This window comes from Streptomyces hygroscopicus subsp. hygroscopicus (assembly GCF_030269125.1).
GTDB lineage: Bacteria > Actinomycetota > Actinomycetes > Streptomycetales > Streptomycetaceae > Streptomyces > Streptomyces hygroscopicus_C.
The window spans coordinates 276,460-293,875 of sequence record NZ_BSSM01000012.1 but is presented as its reverse complement, the minus strand read 5'-3'; the positions used below and the strand labels follow the sequence as shown (position 1 = coordinate 293,875).

General features: G+C 74.8%; 13 protein-coding genes. 6 read left to right on the top strand and 7 right to left on the bottom strand.

Going from position 1 to position 17,416, the window contains the following annotated elements; genetic code table 11:
- Genes QSK45_RS26185 through QSK45_RS26175 form a run of 3 tightly spaced genes read right to left on the bottom strand, consistent with a single transcriptional unit; the run spans nt 1 to nt 3,737 of the window.
- Entirely contained in the window at nt 1–396 is a 396-nt protein-coding gene (locus QSK45_RS26185) for a DUF742 domain-containing protein (protein ID WP_285561018.1), read from the bottom strand.
- 9 nt (nt 397–405) lie between these two features.
- A complete protein-coding gene (locus QSK45_RS26180; RefSeq protein ID WP_285561016.1) occupies nt 406–840 on the bottom strand; it encodes a roadblock/LC7 domain-containing protein in 435 nt (144 codons plus the stop codon).
- A complete protein-coding gene (locus tag QSK45_RS26175) occupies nt 837–3,737 on the bottom strand; it encodes a sensor histidine kinase (RefSeq protein WP_285561014.1) in 2,901 nt (966 codons plus the stop codon). The genes QSK45_RS26180 and QSK45_RS26175 overlap by 4 nt, the downstream gene beginning before the upstream one ends.
- A 406-nt stretch (nt 3,738–4,143) precedes the next feature.
- Here QSK45_RS26175 and QSK45_RS26170 point away from each other — a divergent pair, with 406 nt between their 5' ends.
- Both QSK45_RS26170 and QSK45_RS26165 read left to right on the top strand, forming a co-directional pair.
- A complete protein-coding gene (locus QSK45_RS26170) occupies nt 4,144–4,584 on the top strand; it encodes a hypothetical protein (protein ID WP_285561012.1) in 441 nt (146 codons plus the stop codon).
- Between the two features lie 209 nt (nt 4,585–4,793).
- Nucleotides 4,794–5,573, top strand: a complete 780-nt coding sequence (locus QSK45_RS26165) for an IclR family transcriptional regulator (protein ID WP_285561010.1) — start codon at nt 4,794–4,796, stop codon at nt 5,571–5,573.
- Nucleotides 5,574–5,631: 58 nt separating this feature from the next.
- Here QSK45_RS26165 and QSK45_RS26160 read toward each other — a convergent pair whose 3' ends face one another.
- The 4 genes from QSK45_RS26160 to QSK45_RS26145 form a co-directional block, all read right to left on the bottom strand.
- Nucleotides 5,632–10,275 carry a hypothetical protein gene (locus QSK45_RS26160; protein WP_285561009.1) on the bottom strand — a complete coding sequence of 1,548 codons (4,644 nt, stop codon included), beginning with the start codon at nt 10,273–10,275 and terminating at the stop codon, nt 5,632–5,634.
- A gap of 55 nt (nt 10,276–10,330) precedes the next feature.
- Nucleotides 10,331–11,209 carry a hypothetical protein gene (locus QSK45_RS26155; protein WP_285561007.1) on the bottom strand — a complete coding sequence of 293 codons (879 nt, stop codon included), beginning with the start codon at nt 11,207–11,209 and terminating at the stop codon, nt 10,331–10,333.
- Nucleotides 11,210–11,240: 31 nt separating this feature from the next.
- On the bottom strand, nt 11,241–12,782 hold the full coding sequence (locus QSK45_RS26150; protein WP_285561004.1) for a hypothetical protein: 1,542 nt from the start codon (nt 12,780–12,782) through the stop codon (nt 11,241–11,243).
- A 139-nt stretch (nt 12,783–12,921) separates the two neighbouring features.
- Entirely contained in the window at nt 12,922–13,623 is a 702-nt protein-coding gene (locus QSK45_RS26145; RefSeq protein ID WP_285561002.1) for a GntR family transcriptional regulator, read from the bottom strand.
- A gap of 125 nt (nt 13,624–13,748) precedes the next feature.
- Between QSK45_RS26145 and QSK45_RS26140 the strand changes: the two genes are divergently transcribed.
- The 4 genes from QSK45_RS26140 (at nt 13,749) to pxpB (ending at nt 17,400) form a co-directional block, all read left to right on the top strand.
- Nucleotides 13,749–15,050 (top strand): MFS transporter, encoded by a 1,302-nt coding sequence (locus QSK45_RS26140; RefSeq protein ID WP_285561001.1) that lies wholly within the window; start codon nt 13,749–13,751, stop codon nt 15,048–15,050.
- On the top strand, nt 15,047–15,886 hold the full coding sequence (locus QSK45_RS26135; RefSeq protein ID WP_285560999.1) for a putative hydro-lyase: 840 nt from the start codon (nt 15,047–15,049) through the stop codon (nt 15,884–15,886). The genes QSK45_RS26140 and QSK45_RS26135 overlap by 4 nt, the downstream gene beginning before the upstream one ends.
- Nucleotides 15,887–16,027: 141 nt before the next feature.
- Nucleotides 16,028–16,786 (top strand): LamB/YcsF family protein, encoded by a 759-nt coding sequence (locus tag QSK45_RS26130; RefSeq protein WP_285560996.1) that lies wholly within the window; start codon nt 16,028–16,030, stop codon nt 16,784–16,786.
- Nucleotides 16,783–17,400, top strand: a complete 618-nt coding sequence (gene pxpB / locus QSK45_RS26125; RefSeq protein WP_285560995.1) for a 5-oxoprolinase subunit PxpB — start codon at nt 16,783–16,785, stop codon at nt 17,398–17,400. Before QSK45_RS26130 ends, pxpB begins: the two co-directional genes overlap by 4 nt.
- The last annotated feature ends 16 nt before the right edge of the window (nt 17,401–17,416 follow it).

Genomic DNA, 17,416 nt, shown 5'->3' with positions numbered 1-17,416 from the left:
TCACAGGGCCCGCAGGCCGTTGATCACGTCGCGCAGAATACTCTCGTCCGGCAGCTCGGCCGGGGGCACCGGCCGGGTGACGTGGACGAGTTCCGCGTGCACGAGGTCGCCGACGAGGACCCGGACGACGCCGATGGGCAGATCGAGTTCCGCGGCCAGCTCCGCGACCGACTGCGGGGCGCTGCGGCACAGGCCCACGATCTCCACGTGCTCGGGCGAGAGCGTCGGATCCGTCTCCGGGTCCCCCGCGGCGGGCTCCGCGACGACCACCGCGATCAGATCGAGGCGGTGCTGGGCCGTACTGGTGGTACGGCCGCGCGTCATGGCGTACGGACGGACGACCGGTCCGGCGTCGTCGTCGAACCAGTGGCTGCTCACCTGACCGTCTTCGCTCATGTCATCCCACTACCCGCCCGTGGGCAGGCCCGTGCGTGGGGCGGTGCCCAGGTGCACACCGACCCGCTTGACCAGGAGCGTCATCTCGTAGGCGACCTGGCCCACGTCGGAGTCGGCGTCGGAGAGCACGGCGAGGCAGCTGCCGTCGCCCGCGGCGGTGACGAACAGGAAGGCGTCGTCCAGTTCGACCACCGTCTGACGGACGCCGCCCGCGTCGAAGTGGCGGCCCACGCCCTTGGCCAGGCTGTGGAAGCCGGACGCCACGGCGGCCAGGTGTTCGCCGTCCTCCCTCGTGAGGTCCTTGGACACCCCGGTGGGCAGACCGTCCCCGGAGAGGATGACGGCCTTGCGGATGCTGGCGACGCGGTCGACCAGGTCGTCCAGGAGCCAGTTCAGCTCCCCGTCGCCCGTCGCCGTGTGGTCGGTCGCCTTCGGTGCGGTCATCGACCGTCCCCCTTAGTGGTTCCTCGTGCTGTGCCGGTGCGGGCGGTCTCGCCCGTGGCATTCTCCTCACGGCCGCGCTGCCAGCCGCGCTGGAGCGAGGCCATCCGGCTGCGGACCTCGTCGGCGTCGCGGTCGGCGGGCGCGTCGCCGCGCCCGGTACGCCGTTCGGGGTCCTGCCTGAGCTGGGGGGCGAGACTGGCCTGCCGCACGCGTCGGGGCAGGGCGCCGTCGCCGGGGTCCGACGTGCTGCCGTCGGCCGTGCGGGCGGGTCGGAGGCCGGTGGCCGGGGCGGCCTGGCGAGGTCCGACACGGTCGAGGGGGCCGAGCCGGTGGGCGGCGGGTTCCAGCCGGTCGGCGGAATCGGGCCGGTGGGCGGACCCGGTCCAGCCGGCGGAATCGGGCCGGTCGGCGGGCGCGGTCCGGTCGGCGGGCGCGGGAAGGTCGCCGGAGTCGACGCGGTCGGCCGGTTCGTCCGGGCGCGGAACGATCCGGGCGCGGCGGGGCAGCGGAGCCGGGACGCCGAGGTCGGCGCGGTCCGGCTCCCGGCCCGCGCGCCGGGGATCGAGGTCGGCGCCGAGCGCGTCCCGATCGCCGGGGTCCGCGTCCGTGTCGTCGCGGCGGCCGCGCTGGTCGCCGACCGGCCTGCCGTGCGAGCTGACCAGCTTGGGCGGCCGGCGGCGCGGCAGCGGCACGAGCCCGTGGCCGCCGCCGTCCGCCCCGGCCGGGCGGTCGCCGGCCGGCTCCCCGTCGGGGCCGTCCGCCCGGGTCAGGGCGCGGCGGTGGCGGAAGAGCCCGCCGCGCTCGCTGTCCTCGTCCGGCAGGGCGCCGGGGAAGTCGTCCAGGGCGTCGAGATCGACGGGCGGCTCCAGTTCCACCGGGCCGTCCAGGACGGTGGTGGGCACGCCGGACAGCGGCAGCGGCGCCCGGGAACCGCCCAGGGCGCGCCCTGGGTTCTTCCCGGCGCGCTCCCGGTCGAGGCGGAAGCCGATGCCGTTGGTGTCCGGGATCTCGTCGCTGAGCAGCGCGTCCGGGATGAAGACGATCGCGGTGGTGCCGCCGTAGGGCGAGGGCTGGAGGGAGACGCGGACGTTCTGCCGCTGGGCGAGGCGGCTGACCACGAACAGTCCGAGCCGGTCGGTGTCGGAGAGTTCGAACTCGGGGGTTTCGGCCAGGCGCAGGTTGTTGTCCAGCAGCGCCTCGGGCGACATGCCGAGTCCCCGGTCGTGGATCTCCAGGGTGAAGCCGTTGGCGACCCGCTCGCCGATGACCTGGACGGCGGTGTGCGGGGGCGAGAACACCGTGGCGTTCTCCAGGAGTTCGGCCACGAGGTGGGTGAGGTCGGCCACGGCCGGGCCCGTCAGGGCGACCCTCGGCAGGCGCCGTACCTCGACGCGCTCGTAGTCCTCGACCTCGGCGACGGCGGCGCGGACCACGTCCATCAGCTGCACGGGGCGGCGCCACTGCCGGGAGGGCGCGGCGCCGGAGAGGATCACCAGGCCCTCGGCGTGCCGGCGCATGCGGGTGGTGAGGTGGTCCAGGCGGAAGAGGTCGGCGAGCTCGTCGGTGTCCTCGGTGCGGCGTTCCATGGTGTCGAGGAGGGTGAGCTGCTTGTGCAGCAGCACCTGGCTGCGGCGGGCGAGGTTCACGAAGACCTCGGAGACGCCGGCGCGCAGTTCGGACTGCTTGACGGCGGCCTCGACGGCGGCGCGTTGCAGGGTGTTGAGGGCCTGGCCGACCTCGCCGATCTCGTTCTGGTCGTACTCCAGGCGCGGCACCTCGGTCTCCACGTCGATCTGTTCGCCGGCCGAGAGGCGGCGCATCACGCCGGGCAGCCGGACGCCGGCGGCCTCGTGCGCCTCCAGGCGCAGTTGGCGCAGGTCGCGGATGAGGCCGCGGCCGATCCGGACGGACAGGACGAGGGAGAACAGGAGGGCGAGCAGCCCGAGCAGGCCCGCGACGGCACCCTGGACGATGACCCGCATGGCGACGGGGTGCATGCGGTCCTGGAAGCGGTCGCTCGCCTGGTCGTCCAGGGTGCCGAGGTCGGCCAGGGCGCTTCCCGCGGCGGTGTCCCAGCTCTTGGCGGTGACCTCGCCGGGGGTGCCGGAGCCGTCGTCGACGACGGACTGCTCGGCCGAACGCAGCGGGGCGGTACCGGCGTTGGTCCAGAACCGCTCGTAGCGCTCGCGTTCGGCCGCGGGCAGCAGCGGCAGGCTGATGTCGTAGAGCAGGGTGCGCTGCGCCACGAGGTCGGAGATCTCGCGGGTCTCCTCGCGGGTGAGCCGGCCGACCACGAGGGCGGAGCCGAGCAGGGCGTCCTCGCGGGACAACAGCTCGCGGGCACGGGTGAGGTTGACCAGCGCGTGCGACTGCTTGTCCATCTCGACGTCGTCGATGCCGTCGAGTCCGCCGAGCAGCGAGTAACACGGGTCGATCAGGCGGTTGTAGAGGTCGAGGGCCTGGGCGCGGCTGATGGTGCCGCCCTCGACGCTGTGGCGCAGCGAGTTCAGGCCGTTGAAGGCGTCCAGGACGGCGGTGAGGTGCTCGCTGCCCTGGGTGCCGAGGCCGTGGCGCAGATGGCTCTCCCGCGCGTTCCCGCGGATCTTCGCGATCGCGCGGTCCGTGGCGGTGCGGGTGCGCTGGAGTGCCGACAGGGAGTCGGAGGCGCGCGGGTCCGCGAGGTAGACGAGGGTCTGACGGCGCTCCTGTCCGAGGACGCGGACGACGTCCTCGGTGGGGTAGCCGATGTTCTGCATGACATCGGAGACCCGGAAGAGCTGGGCCACGTCACGGCCGGTGACCACGGTGGCGAAGCCCCAGATGGCGGTCAGGGACAGCAGCGGCACGAGAAGCAGCGCCACGATCTTCCGGCGGATCGACTTCCCGCGAAAGCGCATGGCCTCCCCCAGCTCGACCCCCGCGGGCCGGGGGTGCGCATGTGCGTCAACAAACGGCGCGAGCCTACTACCGCCATACAGGTAACTCGAAGGCATGTCCGGAAGGTGTACTTCCGTCGCGGCGGCGGTACGGGGCGAGTTGTCCGGGCATTGCGGGAGATTGCCACCGCGATCCGGCGGGTACCCAGGAGCCGGACACCAGGGCGGGGAACGGCGGTTGGCTGGAATTTTTCCCAAGACGGGAATCTTCCCGGGGTCTTGTTCGTCCTTGTCCATGGGAGTCGGGGGCGGATCGGGCCGCGGTGGCCCCGTCCCGCACACCGGCGGCGTACACCAGCGCGGGCCGGGCAGTTACTGGGGAGTCGGGGCTTCGGGCATCGGGGCGAGGGTCCCCCGGCGGTGGGGAGTGAGTGACACGGTGAAGGGCACTGCGGAGCGGTACGGAGCACGGCGGGACCACAGGCCGTTGTGGGTGGAGGAGCCGGCGCGGCGGCATCCGCTGCCCGATCCCGTGCGGACGGCGGCGGTGCGGGCGCTGATCATCATCTCGGTCACGCTGATACAGGCGATGGTGGCGTTCCTCTGCACCATGGCCGGTTCCTGGGCGGCCTTCCCCATGGTGATCAGCAGCGTGGCGAGCACCGTGGTGGCCACCTGGGCCGTGGTCGACGTCTGGGTCACCCGCCAGGTGTGGAACCAGCGGTACGGCGTGGTCTCCGAGCCGAGCAGCACGGCGCGCGCGCTGCGCCGCGAGCGGCGGGCGCAGCGGCGCGAGGAGCGGCGGGCGCTGCGGCAGCAGGAGCGGATACGGCGGCGGGGCGGCGCGGGGCAGCTGTCGCATCCCTGAGCCGACCCGCGACCGGGGACGGCCGAGCCGGGACGACCCGCGAGCCGGGCCGCCCCACCGGACCGCTCTCCCGTCCCGCCCTCCTGACCGGCCTCGTCGGCACCCTTGCGGAACCGGGGCCTTCGGTACGATGAGATTCCGCATGGCGCACAGGGACGCGCTGTGCGCAACGGATCGGGGACCGGCCGACAGGTGGTGAGCGCCGAACCATGGCCCAGGCGCGCAAGCGGGGAGCGGCCGGTGCCGTGCAGTCGGTGGACCGCGCGGTGAGCGTGCTGGAGATCCTCGCCCGGCAAGGCGAGGCGGGCGTCACCGAGATCGCCGCGGAGCTGGACGTGCACAAGTCCACGGCGTTCCGGCTGCTCGGCGTCCTGGAGAACCGGGGCCTGGTGGCGCAGGCGAGGGACCGCGGCAAGTACTGCCTGGGGGCGGGCGTCCTGCGGCTGGCGGGAGCGGCGGCGGTGCGGCTCGACATCTCCCAGGAGGGCGTCCCGGTCTGCCGCGAGGTCGCCGACGAGCTGGGCGAGACCGTGAACATCGCGGTGCTGGACGAGGACGCGGCAGTCAACATCATGCAGGCCCGCGGGACGGCCTCGGTGGCCGCGCAGAACTGGCTGGGCCGGCGCACCCCGCTGCACGCCACCTCCAGCGGCAAGGTTCTCCTCGCACACCTGCCGCCCGCCCGGCGCGAGGACCTGCTCGCCCGGCCGCTGCACCGGTTCACGGCGCGCACCGCCACCGACGCCGCCGTGCTGCGGACCGAGCTGGCGACCGTGGTCGAGCAGGGCTACGGCGTGACGGCCGAGGAGCTGGAACCCGGTCTCGCCGCGGTGGCCGCGCCGGTGCGGGCGCACGACGGCGAGGTGATCGCGGCGATCAGCGTCTCCGGACCGGTCTACCGCCTGAACCCGGACCGCCTGCCGGAGGTCGCCCGGCGGACGGTCGCGGCGGGCAGGGAACTGTCCCGCCGCATGGGATACGGCTTCTGACCCGACGTCGGGCGACCGCGCGTCCGCGTGGTGGAGCGCGCGCGGCTCCCCGTGCCCCCTAGCCGTTCACCGCCGGCTTCTTGAACATCCTCGTCGCCGTGATCTCGCTGTGCACCGACTCCCCCGCCTGCGGCTGCTGGGGAAGGCCGGGCCTGAGGTGTTCCTCCACGCTGATGTACTTCAGGCCGGCCCTGAGGTCCGCGTCGTTGCGCAGGCGGATGACCAGGGGGAACTCGGCAAGCGCGGTGGTGTCGAACAGACCCGTGGTGTAAAGGAGCTGGACGCCGAGGGCGTCGGAGACGGCACGCTGGAGTTCCAGCAGGTAGGTGGCGTTGGCGCGGCCGATCGGGTTGTCCAGGAACAGCGTGCCCGCGTGCCGGTGCTTGTCGCGGCCCCGGTCGTTCGAGCGCAGCGCGGCCATCGTGCAGTACAGGGCGATGGCGGCGGTGAGCAGCTGGCCGCCGGAGAAGACGTCGCCCATCTGCCCGACGGGGACCCGCTCGGCGCGCAGCACGGCGTCCGGCTTGAGGATCTCGACGGCCACGCCCTTGGGCTGCAGGGCCGCCCCGACACCGCGCAGCAGCAGGGACATGCCGTCGCGGCGCAGGTCGGAGTTCTTCCTGACGGCGGCGCGCGTGGCCTCGTCGATCACCTCGCCGAGCCGTTCGGTGAGCGTCGCCTGGTCGGGCTCCTCGAAGCGGATGCGCAGGAACTCCTGGCCCGACCACTCGCCGAGCCCCTCCGGGAGCCGGGACAGCCGCTGGGCGGAGCGCAGGGTGGCGAGCGCCGACTCCACGAGACCGCGCAGCCGGTCCACGATCGAGTCGCGGTTGCGCTCCAGCTGCGCCAACTCGTCGGTGAGGACCCGCAGCCGGGGCGCGAAGGCGTCGGCCCACTTCTGCGCGTGCTCGGGCAGCGCGGCGGCGGGCAGCTCGCGGATCTGCTGCCGGGCGGGGGTGCGGACCTGCTCGTAGCGCGTGGAGTTGGCGTGCCGGACCAGCACGTCGCTCGCCTCGCGCACGCCCGACTCGGCGGCGGACAGGTCGGCGGCGCAGCCGCGCAGCGAACGGCGGGCCTCGGCCGCGGACCGCCGTGCCTCCTCCAGGCCACCCGGGTACGGCTCCGGCTCCTCCTGCTCCTCCTCGGGAGCGTGCTCGCGCAGCAGGTCGCGGAGCATCGCGGCGATCTCGTCGAAGCCGCCGGCCGCGTCCTCGGCGGCGCGGTGGGCGGCCAGCAGTTCGCCGTGGGCGTCCCGGGCCTGCGCCAGCGCCTCGGTGCGGGCGGCGAGTTCGGTGGTCGCGGTGCGCAGCAGCGCCTGGGCGTGCTCGGCGTCACGGGGCACCAGGTCCTCGGGCAGCTCGGTGTGCGCCTCGCCGTCCTCGGGGGCGTGCCGCTCGGCCTCGCCGCGCAGCCGCCCGAGCTGCTCGCTCGCCGTCGACATGCGGGTCTCCAGCAGCTGCACCAGTTCCTCGGCACGGGCGGCCGCCGCCTGCCGGGAGGGTCCGTCGGAGCCGTCGGGCGACTCGAGGAGCGCTTCGGCGCGGGTGCGGACCTTGTTGCTGAGCCGGTCCAGATCGGCGCGGGCGGCGCTCTCGTCGCTCTCCGCGCGGGCCTGCTCGGCGCGCAGGTCGGCACCGACGCCGACCTTCTCGTACACCTGGGACGCCGCCCGGTAGGCCTCGCGCAGCGCGGGCAGGGAGGCCCTGGGGGCGTCGGTGTCCTCGACCGGTACGTCGTCGGGGGCGCCGGCGATCTCGGAGCGCTCGGCGCGCAGGGCACGCGCGGTGCGGCGGGCGTCGTCGGCGGCGCGCTGGGCGGCGCGGCGGTCCTCGTCGGCGGCGCGAGCGCGGTCCAGACAGGTCTGGGCGCGGGCCTCGGACTCGGTGGCCTCGTCGGCGAGTTCACGCAACCGGGCCTGCCAGCCGGCGCGTTCGCGCAGCCGGAAGGCGAGTCCGGCGAGGGCGTCGGCGGCGCGCCGGGCCTTCTGGGCGGCCTCCTGGCGTTCGTCGCGGAGCCGGGTGGCCTCGGCGGCGGTCTCCTCGGCCTCCGCGCGCAGGGTGCGGGCCTCGGCGAGCTCGGCCTCGGACTCCTCGGCGAAGGCGCGGGCCTCCTCGGCGGCGCGGGCCAGCTCGGCGAGGCGCCCGGCGGGGCAGCCGGTGCGCCAGGAGGCCAGCCGGGCGGCGAGTTCGCGGTCCTTGCCGAGCCGGGCGGCGAGCGCCCGGATCTCCTCGTCGCGCTGGGTGGCACGGGCGCGCAGGGCCTGGCGTTCCTCGTCGGCGGCGTGCTCGTCGTGCATGGCCGGGTTCGGCGGCACCAGGAACACGCCGTCGGGTGCGGCGCCTTCGGCGGGGGTCGGGGTGAGCAGCGCCGCGGCGGTGCCGACGGCCACGGCGGACCGGGGCAGCAGCGCGGCGTCGGCGAGCGCCTCGCGGGCACGGGCGTGGGTGTCGGGGTCGGTGATGATGACGCCGTCGACCAGTTCGGGCCGGGCGGCGAGCACCCGGGCGTGGTCGGTGGGGTCGACGGACTGGGCGAGATAGCGCCAGCCGGGCAGCGCGGGGATGCCGTGCTCGCCGAGGAACTCGACGGTGGCCAGGACGTCGGGTCCCGGTGGCAGCAGTCCGCCGTCGCCGAGGGCGCCGAGGATGCGGGCGTCGTCGGCGGCGGCCGTGCGCAGGTCGAAGAGCTGGCGTTCGGCGGTGGCGACCGCGTCGTCCAGGAGTTCGCGCAGTTCGTCGGCGTAGCGGTCGAGTTCGGCGGCGGTGAGGGGACCGCCGGGCAGCTCGTCCCGGTCGGGGCGCGGGGCGCCGCCGGACGCGTCGGTGCGCTGGGCGGGCAGGCCCGCCCGGGGGGCCGCAGCGGGCAGGCCGAGGAGTTCTGCGAGGCGCTCCTCGGCGGCCAGGGCGTCCGCGAGGCGCCGTTCGGCCTCGTGGGCGCGCTCGGCCGCGGTCGCGGCGTCGGCGGCGCGGGCCGCGGTCAGTTCGGCGCGGGACTCGGCGGCGGCGGTCTCGCGGGCGTGCTCGGCGGCCGTGCGGGCGGCCTCGCGGGCGGTGTCCCAGGCGGCGACGGTGGTCTTCTCGGCGTCGCTCGCGGCGAGCGCGGCGCGGGCCGGGTCGGCGTCGGGGGCGCTGTCGTCGAGCCAGCCGGCGCGGACGGCCTCGGCGGTCTCCTGCTCGACCTCGGCGAGCCGCTGGCGCAGGTGTCCGGCCTCGCTGCGGGCGCGCTGGGCCTCGGTGGCGGCGGCGGTGGAGTCGCGGTAGGCCGAGTCGCCGGCCTCCTGGAGGGCGGCGGAACGCTCCTCCCCCTCGTTGGCCAGGTCCTCGGCGTTCTCGGCGGCCTCGTGCAGGGCCCGTACGAGGTCCACGGCGGCCTTGGCGCGGGCGGCGAGGGCGGGGGCCGCGTCCCGCTCGGCCTCCTGGATGGCGGCGGAGACGCGGGCGACGCGGTCGGCGGCGGCGCGGTGGCGCAGCACGGCCTCGGCGGCCTGCCAGGCGGAGTGCAGGGTGCGCGCGTCGGCCAGCTCGCGCTTCTGCGCGGCGGCGGCCTTCTCGGCGGCGGTGAGGGCCAACGAGGCGTGCCGGTAAGCGAGTTCGGCGGCGATCAGAGAGCTGCGCTCGCGGGCGCCCTCGGTGTGGGTGACGGCGTACGCGGCGGCGGTGACCCGCTGGGCGAGGTCGGCGGCGCGGATCCGCTCCTGGACGGCGCGCGCGGACAGCCGCCGGGCGAGGGTACGGGTGCGGCGCTCGGCCCCGGCGTGGATCTCCCGGGCGCGGCCGCGGGCGTCGGCGGCCTCCACGATCCGGCCGAGCAGGTCCACCGAACCGGCGGTGAAGTCGCGTTCGGCGATGAGTTCCGCGCGCCGGCCGAGCTTGTTGCCGAAGCCGCTGACGAGGTCGGCGAGGCCGTCGGTGTCCCGGGTGTCGGTGACCGCGCGCAGCAGCAGGTCGGTGAAGTCGGAGTCCTTCTTGACCGCGAAGAGGCCGGCCGCCTCGCCCTCGTCGGCGTTCATCTCGCGCTGGTAGCGGAAGAGTTCGGGGTCGAGGCCCAGGTCGCCGAGGTGCTCGGTCCAGCGCTCGTGGATCTCCTCCCAGTGCACCTCCAGGTGCGGGTATGCCTTGCCTGCCTCGGTGAGGGCGTCGCGGAAGCCCTTCATGGTGCGGCGGCGGCCCTGCGCGCCCGAGGCGCCCTCGGCGGAGGGCCGGACGGCGGTGGACTCGGCCACCGGCAGGTTGTCCAGGCTGAGTCCGGGGCCGGGCCGGAAGGAGTACCAGGCCTCGGCGAACCTGCGCGGGTCGTTGGAGACCTGGCGGCCGCGCCACTCGCTGACCTTGCCGACGACCACGCACTCGCCGGTCTGCACGTGCTGCCACTCCAGGGCGACATGGCCGCAGTCGTCGGCGAGCAGGAACTTGCGCAGCACGCCGGAGCTGGCGCCGCCGAGGGTGTTGCGGTGGCCGGGGAGCATCACCGAGAAGATCAGCTTGAGCAGGACCGACTTGCCGCCGCCGTTCTCCAGGAACAGCACGCCCGCGGGCGCGGGGCGGCGCGGCGGCCCGGACGGCTCCTCCGCGAAGAACTCCGCCTGCGTGGGCGCCGGATCGGGCACGGGCTCGCCGACGCCCCGCAGGTCAAGCACGGTGTCGGCGTAGCGCGCACCGGCGGGCCCGATGGAGTAGAGGCGGACCCGGGACAGCTCGTACATGGCGGACTCTCGTAAGTCTGGTGAAAGGTGCGGTCGTTCGGGGGCGCTGGGCGCGTCAGGAATGGAACGGGAGGCCCGCGTCGGGCACCAGGTCCAGGTCGTCGGTGTCCTCCGCGGGCAGCAGGCTGGCGGTGCCGTCGGTCACCGGGACCACGCCGAGTTCGAGGAGTTCGGCCATGGCGGCGGTGCCGGCCATGTCGCGGACCTGGAGCTGGTAGCGGGCGGTGGTGCGGTAGGTGCCGCCGCCCTCGTCGCCGGTGCGCTGGAGGAAGCCGGAGTCGGTGAGGAAGGCGAGGGCCTTGGCGATGATGCCGGTGGTGGAGGAGGCGGGCCGGCGGGCGTCCTTGGTGGCGCCGGTGGCGCTGCGTCTGGCCCAGATGCGCCAGGCGGCCTCCAGTCCGGGCGCGTCGGTGGCCGGGTCGGTGTTCTCGCCCTGTTCCTCGGCCCGCTCCTCCAGGCGGCGGCAGGCCTGCCGGACGAACGCGTCGACGCCGTTGACGGTGACGCGGCCGATGTAGCCGTCGTCGGCCAGGTCCTCGGGGCGCGGGAAGGCGAGGGCGGCGACGGCGAGATGGGCGAGTCCGTGCAGGAAGCGGTCGCCGGAGTCGGCGGTGGTACGACGCGCGTAGTCGCCCATGCGGACGGCGAACACCGAGTCCTCGGCGGCGGTCACGGCCATGCCCGCGCGCGGGGACACCTCCAGGACGACGAGTCCCAGGCCGGTGGCGACGGCGTCGGCGAGCCGTGCGAACGCGGGGTCCTCGCGGTAGCGGCGCAGCAGTTCGGTGTAGTCCTGGTCGCGGGCGGGCTGCAGCTTGGGTTGCAGCCCGTAGGCGACGAGCCGCGCCGCGTCGGCGGCGTCGGCGGGGGTGACGGCGGCGGTGGCCGACGGGGCCGGGGCCTCGGTGTCACTCCACTCGACGTGCTCGCTCACGGGTTCGGCTCCTTGTCGCTTTCTGTCTTGCTCATGCTGCTCGGTCCGCCGCCATCCCTGCCGCGTCGAGCAGCGCCATGCCCACGATGAGGTCGGCGCCGCCGAACTCGGGGTCGTCCAGTTCGGTGCCGTCGTCCACGGCGAACAGCAGTCTCTCCTCGCCCTGCCGGTAGGCGGTGCCGACGGCGGGGCTGGCCGCGTGCACCGACAGCAGGGCGACCAGGTAGGCCAGGTCGGGGTCGCCGGTGCGCCGGGCCTCGGCGAGCAGCCCGGAGAGCCTGCGCGGGGCGTCGGCCGGCAGGTCCAGCAGTTCCATCGCGGCGGCCAGCTGCTCCTCGCTGAACCGGCTGTCGTCGGGCGTCGCGATCAGGTCGGGCTCGGGCATCTCGGCGCCCAGGTGCTCGCGCTCCACGGGCGGGGTCAGCAGGATGTCCACGAGGTCGGCGACCCGCACCGACACCGGGGTGCGCAGGCCCGTGCCGCGGGCGAAGAACGCGTCGGTGACCCGCGTCGCCCGCTCGACGGGGAGGGGCAGCACCGGGGCGACCAGGTGGCCGTACAGGTCGATGCCCGACGTGCTCGCGGGCGCGGCGAAGGCCTGCCGGTCCTGTTCGGCGCGGAACAGCGGGCCCGCCTCCAGCAGCCGGGACTGGAGCTGGGTGTGCCGGCGGATGCAGTCCTTGACGATGTCGACCAGCTCGGCGGCGCGCCGCTTGTGCTCGGGCTCCTCGGTCTCGTCACGGGCCTTGCGGATGTTGGTGAGGATCGCGTTCTCGTGTCGGTAGCGGTCCGCCACGTGGTCCAGGGCCTCGGCGATCATGTCGGGCACGGCGTTGAGCCAGTCGACCGCGCGTACGTTGCGCCGGGTGGCCTCCAGGGCGCGGCGCAGGGTCTCGGAGTACTGCACGGTGCGGTAGCGGGCCTGCTCGGCGGCGAGCTGGGCATCGGCGAGCCGACCGCGGTTGATCAGCACCTCCAGCTTGACCTCGGCGGCGATCTGGGCGCTGGTGACGTCGGTGTCGAGGGCGCCGACCAGGACGTTGACCGCCTCGTCGGTGGTCCGCAGGTACACCGTGCCGCCGGGGCCCGGGACCTCCTCGATCAGCTTGAAGTCGTAGTCGCGGCGGACGTAGGTGCCGTCGGCCGCGAAGGTGCCGTAGACGGCGCGGAAGCCGCGGTCCACGCTGCCGACGTTGATCAGGTTCTCCAGGACCCAGCGGGCCACGCGCTCGTGCTCGGCGGCGGGGCGGTGCGGGGCCTGGGCGGCGATGCGCGGGACCAGCCGGGCGACGATCTGCTCGTGGTCGGCGCCGGTGTCGAAGTCCATGTTCAGCGTGACCAGGTCGATGGCGGCGAGGGCCACCTCGGCCATTCCGTACACCGAGTACTCACCGGCCAGGCTGCCCTTGCGCGCGTCCAGGTCGTGCAGGGGCGCGGTGCACGCGAGCGCGCGCAGCCGACGGGCGAGGCCCTCGTCGGCGGCGGGTCCCTGCGCGGGGCGGTGCGCTGCGCTGAGCTGCGGCGGAGCGGTCTCGGAAGTCACGGTGCACAGAGTAGGTCCTGGGTCCGACATCCACCCAAACGGGAAGCCCCGGGAGCGCGGATCGTCGTGGTCGGGGCCGGCCGTCGTGGTCGGGGCCGGGCCGTCGCGGTCGGCCGGGCCGTCGCGGTCGGCCGGGCCGTCGCGGTCGGCCGGGCCGTGCCCCGCGCCCTCACGGGGCGCTTTCCTCGCCCACCCGGCGGCGGTAGACCTCCACCACCCGCTCCAGCGAGTCCGCCAGGTACGTCTCCAGCAGTCCCTCCGCCCCGTCCCGCTCCCCCGTCTCCAGTGCCCGGAGGATCTGGCGGTTGCGGGCGAGGTAGGGCTCGTGCAGCCGGCGCGGGTCGTCCACCAGGTGGAAGGCCAGGCGGAGTTCGGCGAAGACACTGCGCATCAGCTCGTCCGTGCGTTCACTGCGGGCGAGGGCGACCAGCTCCTGGTGGAAGTGGATGTTGGCCGTACCCACCGCTTTCCAGTCATCCTCGGCGGCCGCCGTCTCGCCCGCGGCGACCGCGCCGGCCATCCCCCGCAGGGGGTACGGCGGCTCGCCGAGGCCGCGCACGACGGCGCACTCCACGAGGGCGCGGGTGCGGTAGATGTCCTCGACGTCCTCGACGCTGAGGACCCGGACGAACACGCCCCGGTTGAGCTCGTGGACCAGCAGGCGCTCATGCGTGAGCAGCCGGAACGCCTCGCGCAGGGTGTTGCGGGAGACGCCGAGCGCCCCGCCGATGCTGTCCTCGGACAGCCGGGTGCCGGGCGGGAAGTACCCGTCCGCGACACGGCTCCTGAGGATGTCCGAGACCCTCTCCGCCGTGCTGGTACGGCCCAGGAGGGCGCGGTCGTCGGCCAGTCCCGCCAGCTGCTCTGCCATGCCGGAATTCAATCGCAGACAACGGAACGAAACAACACGGGTATTGAAGGATCGTTGAACGATCCTCTACGGTGCTCGACACGGCTCACTCCACCGCACCCTCCGTCCCCTTCTGCGAGGTGCTCATGAGCACGACCCCTCCCCCCGCCACCGCGCCGCCGGTCGAACAGGCCGCGCCGGACGGCGCGTTCGACTGGCTGCGCGACCTCGGCCCGCACGGGCGGCGCGCGTTCGCCGGAGCTTTCGGCGGATACGCCCTGGATTCCTACGACTACTTCACGCTGCCGCTGAGCATGGTGGCCCTCTCCGCGTACTTCGGTCTGGACAGCGGCCAGACGGGTCTGTTCACCACCGTCACGCTGGTGGTCTCCGCGGTCGGCGGCGCCCTCGCGGGCGTGTTCGCCGACCGGGTGGGCCGGGTCCGCGCCCTGGTGGTCACGGTGCTCACCTACGCGGTCTTCACCGTGGCATGCGGCTTCGCGCCGACCTACGAGACCCTGCTGTTGTTCCGGGCGTTCCAGGGCCTCGGCTTCGGCGGCGAGTGGGCGGTCGGCGCGATCCTGGTCGCCGAGTACGCCTCCGCCCGCCACCGGGGCCGCACCCTCGGCGCCGTCCAGAGCTCCTGGGCGGTCGGCTGGGCGCTGGCCGCCGTCGTCTACACCCTGGTCTTCTCCTTCGCCGGGGACGACCTGGCCTGGCGGGTGATGTTCTGGACCGGCGCGCTGCCCGCGCTGCTGGTGCTGTGGCTGCGCCGCCGGGTGCACGACGCGCCGGTGGCCCTCGCCGCCCGCGAACAGGATCCGCGCCGCGGCTCGTTCGCCGCGATCTTCCGGCCGGGCCGCGCCGGCGCCCCCGGCCTGCTGCGCACCACGCTGCTGGCGAGCCTGCTGTCCACGGGCGTACAGGGCGGCTACTACACGCTGGCCACCTGGGTGCCGACGTACCTGAAGTCCGACCGCGGCCTGTCCGTCGTGAACACCGGCGGCTACCTCGCCCTCCTCGTCTCCGGCGCGTTCCTCGGCTACCTGACCGGCGGACACCTCACCGACCGGCTCGGCCGGCGCGCCACCATCTGGCTGTTCGCGCTGCTTTCGGCGGTCTGCGTGCTGGCGTACGCGCACATCCCGCAGGGGGCCGACACCCTGCTCCTGGTGCTGGGTTTCCCGCTCGGGTTCTGCATGTCGGCCATCTTCAGCGGGTTCGGCTCCTACCTCAGCGAGCTGTACCCGACGGCGGTGCGCGGCACCGGACAGGGCTTCACGTACAACACGGGCCGCGCGGTGGGCGCGGTCTTCCCCACCCTGGTCGGCTTCCTGGCCGACAGCTGGGGCGTCGGCGGCGCCCTGGCCTTCGGCGCGGTGGGCTACGGGATCGCGGCACTGGCGCTGCTCGGGCTGCCCGAGACGCGCGGGAAGGAACTGGCATGACACGGGCACAGCGCACCGAGGACCGACCCGTCACCACGCTCGACGACCGCGCGTCCGCCTGGAGCCCGCGCACCGCGCGGGAGCGGTTCCGCCAGGGTCTGGCCGGCCCCACGGCCGGGGTCGCGGCCGGGCACACCCAGGCCAACCTGATCGCGGTGCCCGCCGACTGGGCCTACGACATGCTGCTGTTCTGCCAGCGCAACCCCAAGCCCTGTCCGGTGCTCGACGTGACCGACGCCGGCTCCCCGGCGACGGTGCTCGCCGAGGGCGCCGATCTGCGCACCGACCTGCCGCGCTACCGGGTGTGGCAGGACGGCGAGCTGGTCGCGGAGCCGACCGACGCGCGCCCCTACTGGCGCGGGGACCTGGTGGCGTTCCTCATCGGTTGCAGTTTCACCTTCGAATGGGCGCTGAGCCGCGCGGGCGTGCCGATCCGCCATGTCGAGCAGGGCCGCAACGTGCCGATGTACGTCACCGGGCGCCCGTGCCGACCGGCGGGCCGGCTGCGCGGTCCGATGGTGGTGTCCATGCGCCCGGTGCCGCCCGAGCGCCTGGGCGCCGCGATCCGGGAGAGCAGCCTGCTGCCGGCCGTGCACGGCGGTCCCGTGCACTGCGGGGACCCGGCGGGCCTCGGCATCGCGGACCTCGACCGGCCGGAGTTCGGCGATCCGGTGGTCCTGGAGGACGGGGACATCCCGGTCTTCTGGGCCTGCGGCGTGACCCCGCAGGCGGCGGTGATGGCCTCCCGGCCACCGTTCGCCATCACCCACGCCCCGGGCCAGATGTTCCTGACCGACGCCCGCGACGAGCAGTACCGGCTGGTCGGCGTCGACTGACGCCGCCGTACGGGAGACGGCCCGCCGAACCGGCGAGCCGTCGAACCGGCGAGCCGAGGGACCGAGGAGCCGGTGGACGTCCCGAAGGCGGGTCCGGCCGACGAACCGATGAAGCGACGAACCGGAGACACGGGAACGACCATGACCTCGATCGATCTGAACGCCGACCTCGGCGAGGGCTTCGGCCGCTGGCGGCTCACCGAGGACGAACAGCTGCTGTCCGTCGTCACCAGCGCCAACGTGGCCTGCGGCTTCCACGCCGGGGACGCGGCCACCATGCGCCGGGTGTGCGAGCTGGCCGCCGAGCGCGGGGTGACGATCGGCGCCCAGGTCTCCTACCGGGACCTCGCCGGGTTCGGGCGGCGCGCGATGGACGTGCCGCCCGCCGAACTGGCGGCCGAAGTGGCCTACCAGATCGGGGCGTTGGAGGTGTTCGCGCGCTCCGCCGGGGCCCGGGTGGCGTACGTCAAACCGCACGGGGCGCTCTACAACCGGGTCACGCACGACGAGGAGCAGGCGGGCGCGGTGATCGACGGCGTGCTCCTCGCCGGCCCCGCGCTGCCGGTGCTCGGCCTGCCCGGCTCCCGGCTGCTGACGCTGGCCCGGGAGGCGGGTCTGCCGGCCGTGCCGGAGGCGTTCGCCGACCGCGCGTACACCGACGAGGGAGCACTGGTGCCGCGCGGTCGGGACGGCGCGGTGGTGAGCGATCCGGAGGCGGTCGTACGGCGCTCGGTCGGGCTCGCGCGCTCCGGCGTGGTCACCGCGCACTCCGGAGCGCGCGTCCGGGTGCGCGCCCGCTCGCTGTGTCTGCACGGCGACACCCCCGGCGCGGTGGAGCTGGCCCGGCAGGTGCGGGCCGAACTGGTCGCGGCGGGCGTCCGGGTGGAGGCCTTCGCATGAGGGCGCTGCCGGTCGGCGAGGACGCGCTGCTGGTCGAGGTGGCCTCGGCCGAGGAGGCGCAGGCCCTGCACGCGGCGCTGCTGCGGCGCCGCGCGGAGGGCGCGCTGACCGTCCGGGAGATCGTGCCGGCCGCGCGCTCGGTCCTGCTCGACGGGCTGTCCGACCCGGCCCGCTGGATGTCCGAACTGACCGCGTCGGCAGGGGATCTCCCGTCGCCCCGGGCGCGCGCCCTGGTCGAGCTCCCGGTGCGCTACGACGGCCCCGACCTCGCCGCCGTCGCCGCGCACTGGCAGGTGCCCGAGCGCGAGGTGGTCCGCGTCCACACGGGCACCGAGTTCACGGTGGCCTTCTGCGGCTTCGCGCCCGGCTTCGGCTACCTCACCGGGCTCCCGGCCCGCTACGACGTCCCGCGCCGGGCCACCCCGCGCACGGCGGTCCCGGCCGGCGCGGTGGCGCTCGCGGGTCCGTACACGGGGGTGTACCCGCGCGCCTCGCCGGGCGGCTGGCAGCTGATCGGCACCACGGACGCGGTGCTCTGGGACCACACCCGCGAACCCGCCGCTCTGCTGTCCCCGGGCACCCGGGTGCGGTTCGTGCCGGTGGAGGGGCCATGACCGGCGGTCTGATCGC